This window comes from uncultured Cyclobacterium sp., assembly GCF_963977555.1.
GTDB lineage: Bacteria > Bacteroidota > Bacteroidia > Cytophagales > Cyclobacteriaceae > Cyclobacterium.
Map to the genome: position 1 here is coordinate 1 of NZ_CAXBPD010000008.1, position 18,542 is coordinate 18,542.

Here is an 18,542-nt window from a genome sequence, read left to right on the forward strand (position 1 = left end):
GTTAAAAATTGAAATATTGTAATTCCTCCTTAGCTCAGTTGGTTAGAGCATCTGATCCCGGTCAACCGGGAAGGGTCCTTAAAGCTTTTTGTTCTGGAGGTTAAAAATTGAAATATTGTAATTCCTCCTTAGCTCAGTTGGTTAGAGCATCTGACTGTTAATCAGAGGGTCCTTGGTTCGAGCCCAAGAGGAGGAGCAAAGACCACGCAGATAGCGGGGTCTTTTTTTTTGCCATGGAGCAATTTTTCGTCTATATCATTTATTCTGAAGCAATCGATAAATTCTATGTCGGACAGACCGGAAACATCGATAATAGGCTACTATTCCATAACGATTCTGAAAAAAATAACATCTGGACAAAAAGAGGTATTCCTTGGGTTTTAAAAACATCCATTCCTTTCAATTCCAGAACTGATGCGCTTAAAGCTGAAAAATTTATCAAAAAACAAAAATCTAGAAAATTAATCTTAGACATTATCCAAAACGGATACATAAAATAAGCTAGAGCATCTGATCTCGGTCAACTGGGAAAGGTCCCGAGATCGAAGGGATTCGGAAGCCCAAGAGGAGGAGCAAAGACCACGCAGATAGCGGGGTCTTTTTTTTTGCCATGGAGCAATTTTTTGTCTATATCATATATTCTGAAGTAATCGATAAGTTCTATATCGGACAGACAGCAAACAAGAACAACCCAAATCATGTTAGCCATTGCACAAACGCAAAAAAACTAACGCACAAATCATTGGCTTAAACAGTTATGATTGAGACAATTGTTTTATTAAAAAGCATTTGTCTTAATCAAAATTATAACTTTTTATATTTAAAATAACGTTTTTCCATTTGATTATATGTTTTACATGTTTATATTGATAAATAAATACCCGCTTTGGGTTAGAAAATTGCTTTATCCTACCAGGAATGGTGAAACCAACCATTTATAACTGGTGGATGCATCAATTTTTATAATGATTAAAATTCAAATACTATGGGATTGATAACTGCAGATTTACTAGATATCCATCATTATCCTTTCGGGACAAATGATCCCAATGGAGAAAAGATTGCAACAAGATTCCTTCTACCCCCTATATTGGCTAAGTCAGCTCAAAACAAAATCCGTGAACACCTTACAAAATACTTCATTAATCACAGAAGAATGAATAAGGAAACCGCTAGTAAGAGAGCGGAAAACTACAAGTTGAGGTTCTTTTACAAAACACCTTATCACCATCACGGTAGGGGGAAACTTGGAATTTACAACGACACCACAAACACAAAACTTCCGCTTGAAAATTTAGCGGACTGCTATTTTATGGACAATGGCAATACAATTGAATTGCATATATTTGACAACATGACTTTTTCATGACCTCAAAATAAAACTAAAAATAAGTTGCTCCTTTTATAATTAGGTTATGGAAACTACCAAAAAGAATCCCTTACTTTTTAAGTCTTTCCATAACATTTCCAGGATTCATGATTTAAATAAATAGATTCTCTAGCCTTTACCTATTATACTCAAAGTATAAAACTCCCTAGTTTTTACACTCAATTAATAAAAAGTGGAGGGATTTGAGACAATTGTAAAAATCAAATCGTATAGACAATTCAATGCTTTAGATACCTTCACTAACCATCATGAAACACCTAAATTTACTAATTCTCTTGATTGGTCTTACTGCTTGTATAAGCTCCTGCGTAAATTGGGAGGATAGTTTTTCGAATGGCAGTCTTTATGATACCTGGAAAATTGAGAACTTGCGCGAAGACTATGGACTGAATAGCGTCACAACACTTTTAATCAAAGAGGACAGAACGTTTGTCAAAACCATTACGTACCAACAGCCAAACTCAGGAGAACTAGTAGGCTATTATTTTTTCTCAACTGGCTCCTACCAACTGGACGGCAACATTATTACTTTCTGCCTAACCAAACTCTTTTTATAGATAATGATAAACCCTGGGGGGAATTTGAAGACTTGACCCCTGTAGACTTAGCCAATGTCCATACCCCTATTTCCTCCACCTTAGCATACAGAGAAAAGGGCATGAAACTATTGATAACCTCCCCATGCAATGACATTGTGCTCTCTTCATGTGCTCCCTCTCCTATATATACAAGAGCAGGTATAAGTCAATAAAAAAACATCTCTATCTTAATTTGAGGCAAGAAAAAAAGTAACCAGTAGATCTTAACATGTTAATTTCATTTTCAATTTTGAAATGAATAGCCCAATTAGGCCAAAATAAGTAGTAAATCAGTAGGTTTCAGCTTTCAATTATACGTGAAAATCACCTAATGAAACCCCTCACTAATCTGCTTGAATTCCTAATAACATGAAAGTCTTGAAATTTACTGCTTTCTTATTGGTCTGTTTATGTTTCAGCCCAGTCCTGATTTTTTCTCAAAAATTAGCTACTGGCTCCTATTACCAGGAAGTCAGTCAAAAAATTGATCTTCCGAAAAATGCAGGTTTAGACGTTGTGAAACTATTCAAGCATGGCCAAACAATCAAAGCAGTCACTTCTCATGGAATATTTTACAAGCAAAAGGGCAAATGGACAGGTCAACCTTTTGTTTCAGGTATAATCAATGCTACTGCAGACAATTCGCAAACAGTATGGATGAACAATGACAAGACCATTTGGTCTGAAAAAGGCGATAGAATACCTAACCCACCGCGGACAGACGCTCGTCAATCCATTACAAGTACACATTGGATAGATAACAACACCCTGTTGACCGGAACAACCCATGGACTATATACATGGAACGGAACCTGGGTAAAATCCACCTCCTTCCCTAATATAAAAATCAATGCCATAACCCAAGGCAATGATGGGACTATATGGATTGCAGCGGACGAAGGACTATGGCGAAAAAAATCAGGAATATGGCTAGACATGGATAAAATTGGTTTGGCACTTGGACATGATAGCCAATACCTGACAGTGACCACTGGATTAAATGGTAAAGACATTTTATTTAGCTCACCAAAAGCAATTGCATCCCTCGCTGCTGATGGCAATCATTGGCTAAAAAGAGGTGCGGATGGACTCCCATATGGCCCTGCAACTAAAATCCTTGAAACGGATAGCTTACTATGGATAGGAACACCGAAAGGTCTGATTCGCAAAGGAAAAAACTGGAGGTACTATTCCAGTAAAAGATGGTTACCCGATGACCAGATCAATGATATACTCCCTATTGAACCGGGAAAAGTATGGGTAGCCACTCCCAATGGCATCTCGGAAATTGGATTAAAATCCATGACCTTGGAAGAAAAGGCCAATGGAATCGAAGAGACTATCGAAAATAGACATAACCGAATTGGCATAATCAACAGGTCCAAACTGGCCATAGCAGGAGACATCAACAGTAGCTTTTTGGAAAACCAAGACAATGATGGCCTTTGGACCTCCTGCTACCTAATTGCCGAATCATTCAGATACGCGGTAACCCAAAGTGAAGACGCCAAAGCAAAAGCAAAGCGAACCTTTGAAGCGCTGGAAAGACTGGAGACAGTCACAGGAATACCGGGCTACCCTGCCAGGTCTTACGTAAGGTCTGAAGACCTTTTGGCCCCTTCCAGGTCTCCCCATCCAAAAAATTGGCATCCATCACCCGATGGCAAATGGCAATGGCTAGATGATACCAGCTCTGATGAAATCGTGGGGCATTTACTTTCCATGTCCTTGTACCACGACCTAGTAGCTGATGATGGGGAGAAAAAAAGAGTAGTGGACCTTATAGACCGTATCGTCGGCAACATTGTCGACAATGATTTGCAGTTGATTGATTACGATGGCAAACCCACAAGATGGGCTATTTGGACGCCAGACTCCCTGAATAGATCCTCCAATTGGCTGTATGAAAAAGGACTAAACTCCTTGCAGATCCTATCCTCTTTGCAAACTGCCTATCATTTTACAGGAAAGGCGAAATACAAAAAAGTTTACCAACACCTTATCGAGAAAGAAGGTTATGCAAAAAATGCCCTCGAAGCCAAAATGACTGACCCGTTTGATATCAGCCATTCCGATGATATCTTAAACTTTCTTCCTTACTACAACTTACTCAACTACGCACCTAAAGACGATCCTTCTTACCCCTTATATTTGCAAAGCCTCAGTAGATCCTGGAAAGCGGTGCGTTCAGACAATATGCCGGTTTGGAATGTTTTTGCAAGCGCACTTCTAAAAGAAGACATGGATTTAAGCATTGCCCTCAGGGAAATACAGACTTTCCCTTTGGATTTGATTACTTGGTCGGTAGAAAACAGTCACCGATGGGATTTGAGAGTGGATGAGTTCCCGGGCAGAGGAAGAAGCCCTCAATCCTATACCGCATTGCCCTCGCCCGAAGGAAACGCTTTTAGATGGAACACCAACCCGAAACAGTTGGACATCGGAGGCGGTGGAAAAACAGAGGTAAGTGGCACTTATTACCTAGTTGCCTATTGGATGGGGAGGTATTATGGGTATTGGGAGTGAGGAACTAAAAACTCACCAAAAAGAAAAGGCCACTTAAAAATTAATTTAAGCGGCCTTTTAAATGTTTGCCTAACTAAAGAATAAGCATTGTACCAGGAGCGGGAATCGAACCCGCACGGGGTTACCCCCACAAGATTTTAAGTCTTGCGTGTCTACCTATTCCACCATCCCGGCGACATTAGCGACAACTAATATAGAAAAAGGAAAAACCATTTCCACTATTATTGCCATCTAAATAATAAAGCCCTTAAATAAGGGCTTTATATGAGCGAAAGACGAGATTCGAACTCGCGACCCCGACCTTGGCAAGGTCGTGCTCTACCAGCTGAGCTACTTTCGCTTGTCATTTGTACACAGAAAAACTTTTATTTCCGTGATTGTGATGCAAATTTACGCCTAAATTTTTAAAGTCCAATAATACGAAAGAAATTTTTATCAAGAAAAAGCTACCTGCCTGACAATAAAGGCACTAAATTATTCCAACATCTTTTTTACTTCATTTAATTTCAATAATGCCTCCACAGGAGAAATCGTATTGATGTCAAGCGCCTCCAATAAATCCTTTGCTTCTTTGAATTTTGGATCCAATTCAAACATGCTCAATTGGTAATTGTTTTTTGGCATGTCTTTAATGTTTTCCTTATGCTGTTGAAGCTGCTTGTCTTTTTCCAGGTATTTCATGATCTCAGCCGCACGCAAGACCACAGGGTTTGGCATTCCTGCCATCTGGGCAACATGGATACCAAAGCTATGCTCACTCCCTCCTGCTTGCAACTTGCGCATAAAGACCACTTTATTGCCCAACTCTTTTACCGCCACATTAAAGTTTTTCACTTTGGGGAAATCATTGGCCAGTTGATTAAGCTCATGGTAATGTGTCGCAAACAAGGTTTTGGCTTTGCATTTAGGGTGGTTGTGCAAATACTCCACAATGGACCAGGCAATGGATATACCATCATAGGTTGACGTTCCTCTCCCAATCTCATCCATAAGTACCAAACTCCTGTCAGAAAGGTTATTCAATATACTGGCAGTCTCAGTCATCTCTACCATAAAGGTAGATTCTCCTTTGGAGAGGTTGTCTGAAGCCCCTACACGGGTAAAAACCTTGTCCACTATGCCAATCCTCGCAAATGAGGCCGGCACAAAACTCCCCATTTGGGCCATCAAGACAATCAGAGCCGTTTGCCGAAGCAATGCGGACTTGCCTGCCATATTAGGGCCGGTAATGATAATGACCTGTTGCGAAGAATTGTCCAGATAGATGTCATTCGGCACATAATCCTCCCCAATTGCCAGTTGTTTTTCTATTACGGGATGCCTACCATCCTTAATTTCAATGGCGTCCGTATCGGCAATTTTAGGTGCACAATAGTTGTTCTCAGCAGCCACTTCTGCAAAACTCAACAGACAATCCAATGTAGCCAAAACCCTTGCATTTTGCTGGATCTGCGCTACATAATCCCCAGCATCTTGCACCAACAATAAAAAATACTTCTGTTCCAAGGCTATTAAGCGCTCTTCTGCATGCAATATTTTTTCCTCATATACCTTAAGCTCCTCGGTAATGTACCGTTCAGCATTGACAAGCGTTTGTTTTCGGATCCATTCTGGCGGTACTTTGTCCTTATGGGTATTGCTAACTTCGAGGTAATAGCCAAAAACCTTGTTGAAAGCTACTTTCAATGAAGTGATGCCTGTCCGTTTAACTTCCCTTTGCTGAATTTGAACCAAGTAATCTTTTCCAGAGTTGGCCAGTTTGCGGTATTCGTCCAGATCAGGATCTACCCCATTCTTGATAATCCCTCCTTGATGGGTAAGCATAGGCGCATCCTCCATCAATTCCTTTTCGATTTTTTCCAACAGATAGGAACAAACATTCAGTTGGTCTGCCAGTTTTTTTAAAGCCCCATTTTGCTGATTCCCTAGCAATTCTTTAACAGGCAAGGTACTGAGCATGGCTTTTCTTAAATGGTTCATCTCCCTGGGATTGATCCTGCCCACAGCCACTTTTGAAATCAACCGTTCAAGATCTCCCACCTGTTTGAGATGTGAAAACAACTCCTCCCTTAATTCTGACTCCTCATAAAAAAAACTTACTGACTTTTGTCTTTCCACGATCAATCCTTTCTCTTTCAGCGGTAAGACCAACCACTTTTTCATCATCCGACTGCCCATGGGAGTCTGTGTTCGGTCCAGAATCTGAATGAGTGGCACGCCTCCTTCTTGCTGAGGGTAAACCAACTCTAAATTCCTGATCGTAAATTTATCCAGCCAGACATATTTCTCTTCTGCAATTCTGGATATAGAAGCGATATGCTTGACTTCTTTATGCTCTGTTTCTTCTAAATAATACAAAATGGCCCCAGCGGCTGTGCTACCCAGCTCCATATTTTCTATCCCGAAACCTTTCAGATTTTTGGTTCCAAAATGGCTTGTCAGCTTTTCATAGGTATACGCTTGCTGGTACACCCAATCCTCGCAGTGAAAAGTGTGGAAATCATTTTTTAATAAGGTACCGGCAACAGCCTTTGCCGCTTTGGAATAAATAATTTCAGAAGGATTAAAACTCTGAAGCAATTTCTCTATATAAGATTGATGCCCTTCGGCACACATAAATTCACCCGTAGAGAGATCCAGAAATGCGATCCCCAACTGGTCGTTGCTGAAATGAATACTGGCCAAAAAATTATTGCGTCGCTTGTCCAGCACATTGTCGTTATAGGCCAAGCCAGGCGTAACCAATTCGGTCACACCTCTTTTAACGATTCCTTTTACTTCTTTTGGGTCTTCCAATTGATCGCATATGGCGACCCTGTTACCTGCTCTTATCAGCTTGGGTAGGTAAGTATCCAAAGAGTGATGCGGAAAACCTGCCAACTCAATATGAGAGGCAGAACCATTGGCACGCTTGGTAAGCACTATGTCAAGGATTTTACTCGCCCTGATCGCATCCTCACCAAAGGTTTCATAAAAATCCCCTACCCGAAAAAGCAAGATGGCTCCGGGATGCTTTGCCTTGATGGCATTGTATTGTTTCATTAAAGGGGTTTCCTTGGCTTTCGTCTTGCCCATTGTCATTTTTCTGTTTTAGGACCTGAATTTAATTAAGAATGTAAGGGAATCAAAACCTAAATCTTTTACAAGGCCATTGTCTCTTCTGTTTTTTTCGTCTGGAATTAAGTAAATTTGAACTCCTTTGGACTTTATTTATCCTACCACTCAATAAATCAGCATTTTAAATATTCAAATTATATCCCGATGAAAAAACTCAGCATGGCAGAACTCAACCGACTCTCTGTTGAGGATTACAAAGAAGTCGAAAAAAAACCAATCGCCCTGATTTTGGACAATGTTCGTAGCCTAAACAATGTAGGTGCGGCCTTCAGGACTTCCGATGCTTTTAGGGTAAATAAGATATACCTCTGTGGCATTACTGGTCAACCTCCCCACAGAGAAATTCAAAAAACAGCTCTTGGTGCTACTGAGTCAGTCGATTGGGAACATCATGAAAATACACTAGACGTAATTAAAGCTTTAAAAAAAGACGGCTATATTATCTGCGCGTTAGAACAAGTCTCTCACAGTACCCCACTTAATGAATTCAAACCAGAACCGGGCAAGCCTTATGTATTTATATTCGGAAACGAAGTATTTGGTGTAGAAGAGGATGTGGTAAAGGCAGCAGATCAAGTATTGGAAATCCCCCAATTTGGCACCAAACATTCCCTTAATATTTCGGTAAGTATTGGCATAACCCTTTGGGACATGGTGAGTAAAACCAATGACTTTAAGAAGGCTTAGCTTATAGCCTAGATATAGGTGAATTTCACATCTTTTAAAAACATGCTGTCTATCAAAACATAAGCTGTTTCGGGTATTCAATTACTCATCACGCTTCAGGTACCGGTCAATTATCTCATCCGTATCCTGATCCTCCGCCAGTTCAAGTAAAGCCCTGTTGACTTCATACACCAGGTTACTCTGTAATGGAAAAGCAAAGCCATATCCTTGTTTGTAATATTCCGCCTCTGCCATAAATAAATCTTCGTCCCCATGATTTTTAAGATAAAACAACAACTGTGGGCGATCATAGACCACAGCCGCTACCTCCTTTTTCTTTAACTTAGAAATGGCCTCTTCCAATGAAAATACTTCCACAGGTTTGGCATAGCGTTCTTTCAAAAATATTTGGGAAGGAGAGTTTGAAATAGTGGCTACATTTTTATTTACCAATTGCTCAATATTCGAAACTGGGGATTTGCCCAAAGAGGACAAAGTAAGGGTACTGGCTATGCCCGCTACCATAGAAGTGGCAAAAATAATAGAGATAATCATCCAACTTCCTGCGATGATTCTTCCCGTCAGGGTGATCGGTGCTTTGTCTCCATACCCTGTAGTGCTCATGGTAACGATGGCAAGCCACATCCCATTCCCTATCCCATCAATTGGGTCATTTGGAAATTGATCTTTGGAATGGTTTCTCTCTGCCAACCACAACATGGTACCCACTATGGCAAGAATGAATAAAAAAACAAACACAGCAATCAACAATTTAATACTAAAAAACGGCTTGATCTTGTCCCAATACCCTTGCTTTTCAGAACGGGACACGATGGCCAGGCTTGAATTGTAAAAAGGCTGTGAGAACCTGTATTTTTCTACTCTATTTGAAGTTATACTGATAGGACCAATTACGATATCTAAAGCTCCCTGTTCCAATGAATGTAAAGCATCATCCACCGTATTAAAAGACTTAAAATAATAATTCCACCCTTGTTTGGCTGCCAATTCTTCCCAGATTTCCACGGAGATGCCACTGACATCCTGTCCTTCACCATATACAAAAGGCTCACTCCCTGCCACCCCCACAAGCAAGGTATCAATGTCTAAACGCAATTGGCGGGCTTGTAGGTTAGTCGTTAGGAGAAGGAGACCTAGTATAAAGAAAAAAAGGATTGACCTGTGACCTTGCTGAAACATGGGCGTTTGTTTTGTTAAAGACTACCCAATTTATTGAATTTAATTAATAAATTGATTCTAAACAGCTTCCAATAATGGAGAACCCTTTAAAAGGGTAAAGAAACTTCTTCACAAAATGAAAAAATTTTTCAAGTCAGGAAAAATTTTCTTAGATAATTATAGAGGTAATTGGTCTTGGACTGGATTAAAACTAAAGTAGTGTTTCAATTTTTAGGAAAGCTAAAAAATATCTGCTAAATTTTTAGTCTATAAACCCTAATCGCATGAAAGACAATATTTTCTATATCGTTTTCGCTTTATTCCTTGCATGTAACGGACAGAAAAATGAATCCGAAGGCGTACCACCTTCCTTAGAAATCACCATGGACACTGTCATAATAGACCCGGGTCAGGAAATATTATACCTCCAAAGGAGAGTTAGGGTAAATGCAATAAGTGAGGATAAAAAATACCTTTACAATGTTGATCCCCTGAAACGCAGTATTGAGCAAATCAACCTCAATAAACTAGCCCTAGAAAAAAAACACACCTTCGAAAGGGAGGGACCAAATGGCACCGAAGCTATCTGGGCAATTTCTTTAATTGGTGATGACAAGCTACACATAAACAATAGTACGAATGAACATGTATTCAACTGGCAAGCGGAAAAGCTCGAAAGTTTCAACATGACTGAAATAGGCAAAGAATTAGGCCACATGGAAGAAGAATATAAGGTTCATAAAACGATAAGTATAGCCTCAGACGGTAAGCAATTTGCGTCTTTAATCTCCGATCATGAAAAAAAAGACATGTTCTTTGCATTAACCAATATTGAAGACAAAACCTTTAAGAAATTTCCAATCCCAGCCATTGATAAAGCCAGAAATTTTGAAATATCATTCAATAATGGAGGAAGAGGTTTCAGCCTGGAGTCTCACCGCTATTTAGTAAAGGAGGGAGGAAAAATAATATTAGGAACCAACGTAAGTAATGAACTCTATGTGCTGGACGCAACAAATGACTCCCTCGTACACATCACCTTCAACAGTCAACTGAACCCAAATGAAAAAAGTGGCACTTATCCCTCGGAAGTTGGAAATCAGGCGCAATTTGATAGCTACTATCAAAAAATAGCGGAAGATATAAACTTCATGGAACCTGTCTGGGATGAAAATAAGCAGGTTTATTACCGTATGTCTTATCGATCGATATTTGATGAAAATGCTACTACCAAAGAAGTACAGCCATTCCTTCCCACCGGCTCAGAATTTTATTTAAGTGTTTTGGACAAGAACCTTAATTTAATCGCTGAAGACCATTTCCTAACCATTGACACCTATCCAAATATATATTTTTCCAAAGATGGCAAAATATGGCTATTTAAAAATATCGGGGATGAAATGAGCTTTGTAAGGTTGGATATTAATTGGTGATCAATTTTTATTTCAAATAATAAATACCATTTTTAAATATCCCCTAATTCCTTAGGAAACTTAAAAACAATCGGCTAATTTTTACTCCCTAAACTATAGGCCAATGAAATCCAGCTTTTACTGCATCACTTTATTTATATTTTTTGCGTGCAACAATCAAAAACCGGCCAGTGATGGGGACGAACTACCTTCCTTAGAAATATCATTAGAAACTGTCGTGATAGATCCAGGTGAAGAATTACTATTCCTTAATAGCAATTTGAGCTTAAGTGCACTAAGTGAGGATAAAAAATACCTATACAACATCAACTCCAATGAATATACCATTGAGCAAATCAACCTAAATACCTTAGCATTTGAAAAAAAGTACCGCTTAGAAAAGGAAGGCCCGAATGAAGTAGGCCATAGTATACATTCATTTTCACTCATCAACGAAGACAAGCTTTTTATTAGCACTTTTTATAACGATGGTATTTTTAACTGGCAAGGAGAAAAACTAGAAAGCTTTGGTATTAAAGAAATAGGTATTGGATTAGGCATATTAGAAGAAGGGGACAGGCCCTATAAAACGGTAAGTATAGCTTCAGATGGTAGTAAATTTGCTTCTCTAATTCACAATTTTGAAGATAAAAGACGTTCATTCATTTTAATAGAACCAGCCAATAATACAATTAAAGAACTCCCAATTCCAGCCATTGAGAAAGCCAAAAATTATGATGTTGCATTGGTAGAAGAGAGGACACTTGCCATTGTTGGTCCTCAACGTTATTTAAACATTGAAGAAGGAAAAGCGATACTAGGAACCGAGGCAAGTAGTGAACTCTATGTGTTAGACAAAAACGCAGACTCGCTAAGACATATAACTTTTAATAGCCGGCTTATTCCCAATGAAAAGTCAGGCACTTATCCACCAGAAGTTTCAAGTAAGAATCAGTTTTTAACCTATGCTCTAAAAATACAGAAAGACATCAGTTACAAGGCACCAGTTTGGGATGATAAAAGAAAGGTCTACTATCGATTTTCTTTTCAATATATTTTTGATGAAAACGCCATACCAAAAGAGAATCAACTCTTCCTACGGCCTATCGGAGCAACAGTGTACCTAAGTGTCTTGGATAAGGATTTTAATTTGGTGGCAGAAGGAGCTGTCCCTGAACTAGATCGAAATCCCTCTTTTCACTTTGCCAAAGACGGCAAATTATGGCTATTTGAAAACATTGAGGATGAAATGGGCTTTGTAAGGTTGGATATAAATTGGTGATCAATTTTAAGTTCATCTATAATTCCCATTTCTAAGTATTCCCATATTTCTTTTGAAAACTAAACACTATCCGCTAATTTATACTCTTAAACTTTAAGTCAATGAAATCTAGCTTTTACTGCATTATTTTTGCCGTGATCTTCGCTTGCAATGGATCAAATAAAGAAACAGATAGTGACCTTCAGGGCTTACAAATAACAATGGACACTGTCATTGTAGATCCGGGTCAGGAAATTTTATTTCTCACTTGGCAATTAGGGCTTAGTACACTAAGTGAGGATAAGAAATACCTTTATAACTTCAACAACCAGGATTTCGCCATTGAACAAATCAATTTAAACAGCCTCAAATTTGAAAAAAAATACCCTTTCGAAAAAGAAGGTCCCAATGGTGTCGGGGAGTATTTAATGGGTCTTTCACTTATTGGCAATGATCAGATTTTTTTTAGGACTTTTAAAGGTGAGGGTATTTTTGATTGGCAAGGCAATAAGCTCGAAAGCTTTGATTTAGCGGGATTGGGTAAGGAACAAGAGCTGCTGGAAGAAACTGATAGGGCTTATAAAATATTAAGTTTATCACCTGAAGCTGATAAATTTGCTGCTTTGATCACAAATTACCAAGAAAAAACAAGTTCTCTAGCCATAATTGACCGAGAACTCAAAACATTTAAAATGCTTGCTATTCCAGCTGTTGATAAAGCCAAAAACTTTGAAGTGTTTCTAAATGATGGCAAAACTGCATTTGGTTTGAGCTCCTATCGCTTTTTTAAAAACGAAGGAGACAATATAATTCTAGGCACCGGGGTAAGCAATGAACTTTACGTACTGAATCAAAAAAGAGACGCTCTGGAACTCCTGTCCTACCAAAGTGAGTTATCGCCTAATCAAAAAACGGGCACTTATCCTGCGGAAGTTTCAGATTTGGCTGAATTTAGGAATTATCGCAAAAAAATTATGGGGGATATTAATTTCATGGATCCTGTTTGGGATGAAAAAAAACAAGTGTATTACCGAATTTCATTTCATATGAAATTTGACGAAAATGCAGAAATTCCAGAAGGAGCGTTGTATTCCCAACCTAGTGGTGTGGAAGCTTATTTAACCGTGTTAGATAAAGACTTCAACCTTATTACAGAAGGGAATTTTCCGCAATTAAGTCGAATGCCAGGACTTAATTTTGCCAAAGACGGCAAATTATGGCTATTTGAAAACATTGAGGATGAAATGGGTTTTGTGAGATTTGACATTTCCTGGTAAAGAAATTCTTTTTTCGCAGACTTTACCTCATAATGGTAAACTAATTAAACTCACCCAATACTTTCCCCTATAAATTCAGCTTGCATTTTTAGTTGATAGCGTCATAGGTCCTTACTTTAGGTTTTAAGTACCCCTATTGCACCACTCATTTATTGGGCGACCATCGAATACACAACTAAAACCCATGTAAGCATGGAAATTGATCCCATTGAACCAATTTTACCAGACATAATTTGCTATTACTACTTCCGTAAAATTGAAATTTTATTTCTTAAAGATATTCAATAACTTTAAGGTTAACTATTGGTAAAAATTACCCGTTAAATATCAATAGTTCCCAATTACAATTGGGTAAAGAAGGACCTTTTAAAATTTTCAATTTTCAATAAATGACACAAGTCATACCCAAAGTAATACACAGGTTAACCTTTCCTTTCACCTTGCTGCTCCCTTTCTTGGTTGGCTGTGGATGGGAGAAACCTGAAGCCATCCAACAGGCCTATATGGACCTGCCGGAAGCCATAGATTTTAATTACCATGTTAAGCCTATTCTCTCAGACAAGTGCTTTGCCTGTCATGGGCCCGATGCTGCCAATCAGGAAGCAGATTTAAGACTTGACTTGGAAGAGTTTGCTTTTGCAGCACTGAAAAGCAATTCAAGTCATTATGCCATCGTCCCAGGAAAGCCAGGAAAAAGTGAGGTAGTAAACCGAATTCTGACCGAAGACAAGGAGCTGATGATGCCACCTCCTGAATCAAACTTAAGTCTAAGCATAGCAGAAATTGCCACGCTGACAAAATGGATTGAACAAGGAGCAAAATACAAACCTCATTGGTCATTTATTCCTCCTGAAACACCTAGAATTCCTAAACTTGAGAATAAAGACTGGGCCAATAATGAAATTGACAAATTTGTTGCTGCCAAATTAAAAACTGTAAACCGTAATCCCTCAGAAAAGGCAAGCAAGGAAACCCTGATCCGAAGGGTAAGTTTTGACCTAACAGGTCTTCCTCCATCGTTAGAAGAAATTGAAGAATTTGTTAACAGCGATGACCCTTTGGCTTATGAAAAATTAGTCGACAGACTCCTTGCTTCGGCTGCCTATGGTGAGCGAATGGCTGCAGACTGGATGGATGTGGCAAGATATGCCGATTCTGATGGCTACCTGGACGACAAGCACCGGGATTTTAGTCCTTATCGGGACTGGGTGATCCGGGCTTTTAACAAAAACATGTCCTACGAGCAGTTCATCACCTGGCAATTGGCCGGAGATCTAATTGAAGACCCAACGCAAGAAAGTATTTTGGCAACGGCCTTTAATCGCCTTCACAAAAAGAATTCTGAGGCCGGTATCGTTTTCGAAGAGTACAGGGCAGAATACGTTGCCGACCGTACCTCCACAGTAGGAAAAGCCATTATGGGCCTAAGTATGGAATGTGCCCGCTGCCATGACCATAAATATGATCCGGTCAGTCAAAAGTCCTTCTACCAATTGTCAGCCTTTTTTAACAGTACAAATGAATTGGGAACTGCAGTATATGGACCAGGCCAAGTACCAGGGCCTGCATTATTACTCACAAATGAAGAACAAGACAAAATTTTAAATTACATAGACAATCAGATAAAGTCCAAGGAAACCCATTTGGCCGATTTGCGAAAAGTAGCCAATAAAAAGGTGAAACAGCTGCCTCTCTTAGAGGCCGGTTTACCAAGTAAAATCCAAAAAAGTCTTTCCTCAAAACTTGTAGCAGCATACAGTTTTGAAACCATGCTTCCAGGAGGCAATAAAACCACTTTTAAAAGCCCTGGAAAGACAAATAATCATGGATCTGCGGAGATAAAAGAACCAGTAATAAAAGATGGTGCTGCCGGAAAGGGTGTTTTCATCAATGACTATACCACATTGAGCTTACCGGACAAGGTAGGCTGGTTTGACCAGACAGATCCTTTCTCTGTAAGTCTTTCGGTATTTCCTGACACACTTTATAATGAAGCCGTATTGTTTACTCACTGTGAAGATATTCGCTTAGGACTAAAAGGTTATTCCTTATTTCTGGAAGACAATAAACTTAACTTTATCATGGCCTACAGCTGGCCGGACAATGCTATACAGGTAAAGACGGTTGCTGCGATCCCTGCAAAAGAATGGACAGACCTCACCATTACTTACAATGGATTGGGCAAGGCTGATGGCGTCGGTATTTACCTCAATGGGGAAAAGGTGCCAGTGACCGTTTCTGCTGACAATATTTATAAATCCATCCTATTTAAGCCAGACATTCATACCTACGGATTCCGAGGCTTTGTTTTGGGCGTCAGGGATAAGATGAAAACCTTTCTAAAAGGTGGACTGGATGAATTAAAAATATATGATCAGGAGTTAACTGCTTTGGAAGTATTTTATGATGCCAAACCAGAAAAAGCCAAAGTCGCTATTTCAATAAAAGGAGATCAAGAGACCAAAGAATTAGTAGCCGACTACCTATTCGAATCCGAGCATCCTGAAGCCAAGGGCCTTAGAAAATCAATGGTAGATTTACGAAAAGACCGAGCCAAAACGACTACAGATATTAAAGAAATAATGGTGATGGGGGACTTAGAGAAACCCAGACCTACATATATTCTAGACCGGGGAATGTACAATGCGCCCACTGAACAAGTTGAACCAGGCATTCCTGAAACTGTTTTACACTACAATGAAAAATGGCCAAAAAACCGGTTGGGATTGACCAAGTGGTTTTTTGATCCTGAAAATCCATTGACTGCCAGGGTATTTATCAATAGAATCTGGCAAATGCACTTTGGAAAAGGACTAGTGGTTACTTCTGATGACTTTGGAAACCAAGGCAGCATGCCTTCTCATCCTGAGCTACTGGACTGGTTAGCGGTTACTTTTCTGGAATCTGGCTGGGACATCAAAAAGATGCACAAACTCATCGTGATGTCTGCCACCTACCAGCAATCTTCAAAAAACACTCCTGACCTTCTGGAAGCAGATCCTGACAACTTGCTTTTGGCTAGAGGACCCAGTTTTAGAATGACCGCAGAAATGGTCCGTGACAATGCTCTTTCTATAAGTGGATTGCTCGCACAAAACAGGGAAAGCGAAAGTGCGTACCCCTACCAACCTGAAGGGCTTTGGGATGAAATCTCTACCAAATCTTGGAGGTACCGGTATTTACAGGAACCTGGAGAGGGCCTTTATAGAAGGAGCCTCTACACCATATGGAAAAGAACCTCTGGTCCACCCTCTATGATGATCTTCGATGTTAGTGACAGGTCAGAGTGTAAAGTGAGAAGAACAGAAACCAGCACGCCTTTGCAAGCATTGGTGTTATTAAATGACCCGCAATATGTAGAAGCAGCAAGGGTGACTGCAGAAAGACTAATGAAAGAATATCGCCCAGAAGAGCAACTTGCCAAGGCCTTTAAATTAAGTACAGGCAGACAGGCTGATGCCCAAGAATTGGAGATCATTCAACAATTTTACCAAGAAGAAGAGGAACGTTTTGGTCTGAATAAAAGGGATGCCATGGCTTACCTAAGCACAGGCAGCAAACCTGTGGACAGTACGCTTGATCCAGTTCGGGTAGCCTCTTTGGCTACCGTAATAAATGGTATAATGAATACGACAGAAGGGTATACCATAAGATAATAAACGCCATGAATGAAAATGACATAAATAAATTCGGAGAGACAAGACGTGGTTTTTTGAAAAAGACTTCTCTGGGCTTTGGAGCCATTGCGCTTTCCAGCCTTATTGGTCAAAAGGCTGGATTTGCCGGAGTACCAGATAGCTCTGGACTATACAAACCACAAGGGCTCTCTACCGGTACGCACTTTCCAGCAAAGGCCAAAAGAGTGATTTATCTTTTCCAATCTGGAGGACCTTCACAGATTGAAACTTTTGACTACAAACCCTCATTGGAAAAATGGCATGGGAAAGAAATACCACCTTCCGTACAGGGAACCCAGCGAAATTCTGGAATGGTAGCAGATCAATCTACTTTTCCATTGGTGAAATCAATTTATGATTTTAAGCAATACGGACAATCAGGTGCCTGGGTAAGTGAGATATTCCCACATACTGCCAAGGTGGTGGATGAGCTTTGCATAGTCAAATCTATGATCACCGAAGCCATCAACCATGAACCTGCAGTCATGTTCATGCAAACAGGTTCCCAGCTAAGTGGTAGACCATCTATAGGATCCTGGTTGAGTTATGGCTTGGGAAGTGACAATGAGAATTTACCCAATTTTGTGGTTTTACTATCTAAAAGTCCAGGATCACAGCCATTAAATTCCACCGCATGGGGCAATGGATTTCTTCCTTCCCACCACCAAGGCATTCAGTTCCGATCAGGAAAAGATCCTGTTCTCTACCTGAACAATCCGCATGGGGTACATGACCACGACAGGCGTCGTGCATTGGACCATATCGGCAAGTTAAATCAGCACCAGTTTGACCTGTGGCAGGATCCTGAAATTCAGTCCAAGATCAGCCAATATGAGATGGCCTATAAAATGCAAAACTCCGTCCCTGAAGCAGTGGATACCAGTAAAGAACCTGATTATATCTACGAGCTTTATGGAGAAGATGCAAGAATTCCTGGCACCTATGCTTCCAATTGCCTGCAAGCAAGAAAACTGGCCGAACGTGATGTGAAATTCATCCAATTGTACCATATGGGCTGGGACCAACACGGCAGCTTACCGAGCGGTATCAAACGACAAGCATTGAGTACAGACCAGGCCACGGCAGGTTTGATCCAAGACCTCAAGCAAAGGGGACTTCTGGAAGACACCTTGGTTGTATGGGGTGGAGAATTTGGGAGAACCAGCTTCTCTCAAGGAAGACTCACTGCGGACAATTATGGCAGAGACCATCATCCTGGATGCTTTACCATGTGGATGGCTGGGGCTGGAGTAAAAAAAGGAATGGTGTACGGAGAAACGGATGAGTTTAGCTATAATGTGGCTAAAGACCCCGTTCATGTCCATGACTTCCAGGCCACCTTGCTGCATTTATTGGGCATTGACCATGAGAAGCTTACATTCAAACATCAAGGCAGAAGATTTAGACTTACAGATGTTCACGGACAGGTAATCAATCAACTTTTGTCATAATATTAATT

12 protein-coding genes and 3 tRNA genes are annotated in these 18,542 nt (G+C 40.0%); 11 read left to right on the top strand and 4 right to left on the bottom strand.

Going from position 1 to position 18,542, the window contains the following annotated elements; translation table 11 throughout:
* Positions 1-122 precede the first annotated feature (122 nt).
* From AAC073_RS11305 to AAC073_RS11325, 5 genes are all read left to right on the top strand, one after another.
* Positions 123-196, top strand: a tRNA-Asn gene (locus AAC073_RS11305).
* 37 nt (positions 197-233) lie between these two features.
* On the top strand, positions 234-500 hold the full coding sequence (locus AAC073_RS11310; protein WP_339923944.1) for a GIY-YIG nuclease family protein: 267 nt from the start codon (positions 234-236) through the stop codon (positions 498-500).
* Between the two features lie 485 nt (positions 501-985).
* Positions 986-1,369 (top strand): hypothetical protein, encoded by a 384-nt coding sequence (locus tag AAC073_RS11315; RefSeq protein WP_339923945.1) that lies wholly within the window; start codon positions 986-988, stop codon positions 1,367-1,369.
* Between the two features lie 269 nt (positions 1,370-1,638).
* A complete protein-coding gene (locus AAC073_RS11320; protein WP_339923946.1) occupies positions 1,639-1,947 on the top strand; it encodes a hypothetical protein in 309 nt (102 codons plus the stop codon).
* A 390-nt stretch (positions 1,948-2,337) separates the two neighbouring features.
* On the top strand, positions 2,338-4,494 hold the full coding sequence (locus tag AAC073_RS11325) for a transcriptional regulator (RefSeq protein WP_339923947.1): 2,157 nt from the start codon (positions 2,338-2,340) through the stop codon (positions 4,492-4,494).
* A 90-nt stretch (positions 4,495-4,584) separates the two neighbouring features.
* On the opposite strand, the gene AAC073_RS11330 is transcribed toward AAC073_RS11325, so the two are convergent.
* From AAC073_RS11330 to mutS, 3 genes are all read right to left on the bottom strand, one after another.
* A tRNA-Leu gene (locus tag AAC073_RS11330) sits at positions 4,585-4,668 on the bottom strand.
* Between the two features lie 93 nt (positions 4,669-4,761).
* A tRNA-Gly gene (locus tag AAC073_RS11335) sits at positions 4,762-4,834 on the bottom strand.
* A 134-nt stretch (positions 4,835-4,968) separates the two neighbouring features.
* Positions 4,969-7,569, bottom strand: coding sequence for a DNA mismatch repair protein MutS (gene mutS / locus AAC073_RS11340; RefSeq protein ID WP_339923948.1), 2,601 nt, complete (start codon positions 7,567-7,569; stop codon positions 4,969-4,971).
* 186 nt (positions 7,570-7,755) lie between these two features.
* Here mutS and AAC073_RS11345 point away from each other — a divergent pair, with 186 nt between their 5' ends.
* Positions 7,756-8,298 carry an RNA methyltransferase gene (locus AAC073_RS11345; protein WP_339923949.1) on the top strand — a complete coding sequence of 181 codons (543 nt, stop codon included), beginning with the start codon at positions 7,756-7,758 and terminating at the stop codon, positions 8,296-8,298.
* An 81-nt stretch (positions 8,299-8,379) separates the two neighbouring features.
* Here the strand turns inward: AAC073_RS11345 and AAC073_RS11350 are convergent, their stop codons facing one another.
* On the bottom strand, positions 8,380-9,477 hold the full coding sequence (locus AAC073_RS11350) for a transporter substrate-binding domain-containing protein (RefSeq protein WP_339923950.1): 1,098 nt from the start codon (positions 9,475-9,477) through the stop codon (positions 8,380-8,382).
* Positions 9,478-9,740: 263 nt separating this feature from the next.
* Here AAC073_RS11350 and AAC073_RS11355 point away from each other — a divergent pair, with 263 nt between their 5' ends.
* From AAC073_RS11355 to AAC073_RS11375, 5 genes are all read left to right on the top strand, one after another.
* Complete coding sequence (locus tag AAC073_RS11355) at positions 9,741-10,889, top strand: DUF4221 family protein (RefSeq protein ID WP_339923951.1); 1,149 nt, start codon at positions 9,741-9,743, stop codon at positions 10,887-10,889.
* A 103-nt stretch (positions 10,890-10,992) separates the two neighbouring features.
* The gene (locus AAC073_RS11360) at positions 10,993-12,150 is read left to right on the top strand and encodes a DUF4221 family protein (RefSeq protein WP_339923952.1); all 1,158 of its coding nucleotides are present in this window, start codon (positions 10,993-10,995) and stop codon (positions 12,148-12,150) included.
* 101 nt (positions 12,151-12,251) lie between these two features.
* Positions 12,252-13,406: a DUF4221 family protein gene (locus AAC073_RS11365; RefSeq protein WP_339923953.1), complete on the top strand. Its 1,155-nt coding sequence runs from the start codon at positions 12,252-12,254 to the stop codon at positions 13,404-13,406.
* A gap of 389 nt (positions 13,407-13,795) precedes the next feature.
* On the top strand, positions 13,796-17,062 hold the full coding sequence (locus AAC073_RS11370; protein WP_339923954.1) for a DUF1553 domain-containing protein: 3,267 nt from the start codon (positions 13,796-13,798) through the stop codon (positions 17,060-17,062).
* Between the two features lie 8 nt (positions 17,063-17,070).
* Positions 17,071-18,534 (top strand): DUF1501 domain-containing protein, encoded by a 1,464-nt coding sequence (locus AAC073_RS11375; RefSeq protein ID WP_339923955.1) that lies wholly within the window; start codon positions 17,071-17,073, stop codon positions 18,532-18,534.
* Positions 18,535-18,542: the final 8 nt, after the last annotated feature.

Excerpts from the sequence above, each read along its gene's own strand:
- AAC073_RS11310 (WP_339923944.1), top strand. The coding sequence starts at position 234 with ATGGAGCAATTTTTCGTCTATATCATTTATTCTGAAGCAATCGATAAA.
- AAC073_RS11315 (WP_339923945.1), top strand. The coding sequence starts at position 986 with ATGGGATTGATAACTGCAGATTTACTAGATATCCATCATTATCCTTTC.
- AAC073_RS11320 (WP_339923946.1), top strand. The coding sequence starts at position 1,639 with ATGAAACACCTAAATTTACTAATTCTCTTGATTGGTCTTACTGCTTGT.
- AAC073_RS11325 (WP_339923947.1), top strand. The coding sequence starts at position 2,338 with ATGAAAGTCTTGAAATTTACTGCTTTCTTATTGGTCTGTTTATGTTTC.
- mutS (WP_339923948.1), bottom strand. The coding sequence starts at position 7,569 with ATGGGCAAGACGAAAGCCAAGGAAACCCCTTTAATGAAACAATACAAT.
- AAC073_RS11345 (WP_339923949.1), top strand. The coding sequence starts at position 7,756 with ATGAAAAAACTCAGCATGGCAGAACTCAACCGACTCTCTGTTGAGGAT.
- AAC073_RS11350 (WP_339923950.1), bottom strand. The coding sequence starts at position 9,477 with ATGTTTCAGCAAGGTCACAGGTCAATCCTTTTTTTCTTTATACTAGGT.
- AAC073_RS11355 (WP_339923951.1), top strand. The coding sequence starts at position 9,741 with ATGAAAGACAATATTTTCTATATCGTTTTCGCTTTATTCCTTGCATGT.
- AAC073_RS11360 (WP_339923952.1), top strand. The coding sequence starts at position 10,993 with ATGAAATCCAGCTTTTACTGCATCACTTTATTTATATTTTTTGCGTGC.
- AAC073_RS11365 (WP_339923953.1), top strand. The coding sequence starts at position 12,252 with ATGAAATCTAGCTTTTACTGCATTATTTTTGCCGTGATCTTCGCTTGC.
- AAC073_RS11370 (WP_339923954.1), top strand. The coding sequence starts at position 13,796 with ATGACACAAGTCATACCCAAAGTAATACACAGGTTAACCTTTCCTTTC.
- AAC073_RS11375 (WP_339923955.1), top strand. The coding sequence starts at position 17,071 with ATGAATGAAAATGACATAAATAAATTCGGAGAGACAAGACGTGGTTTT.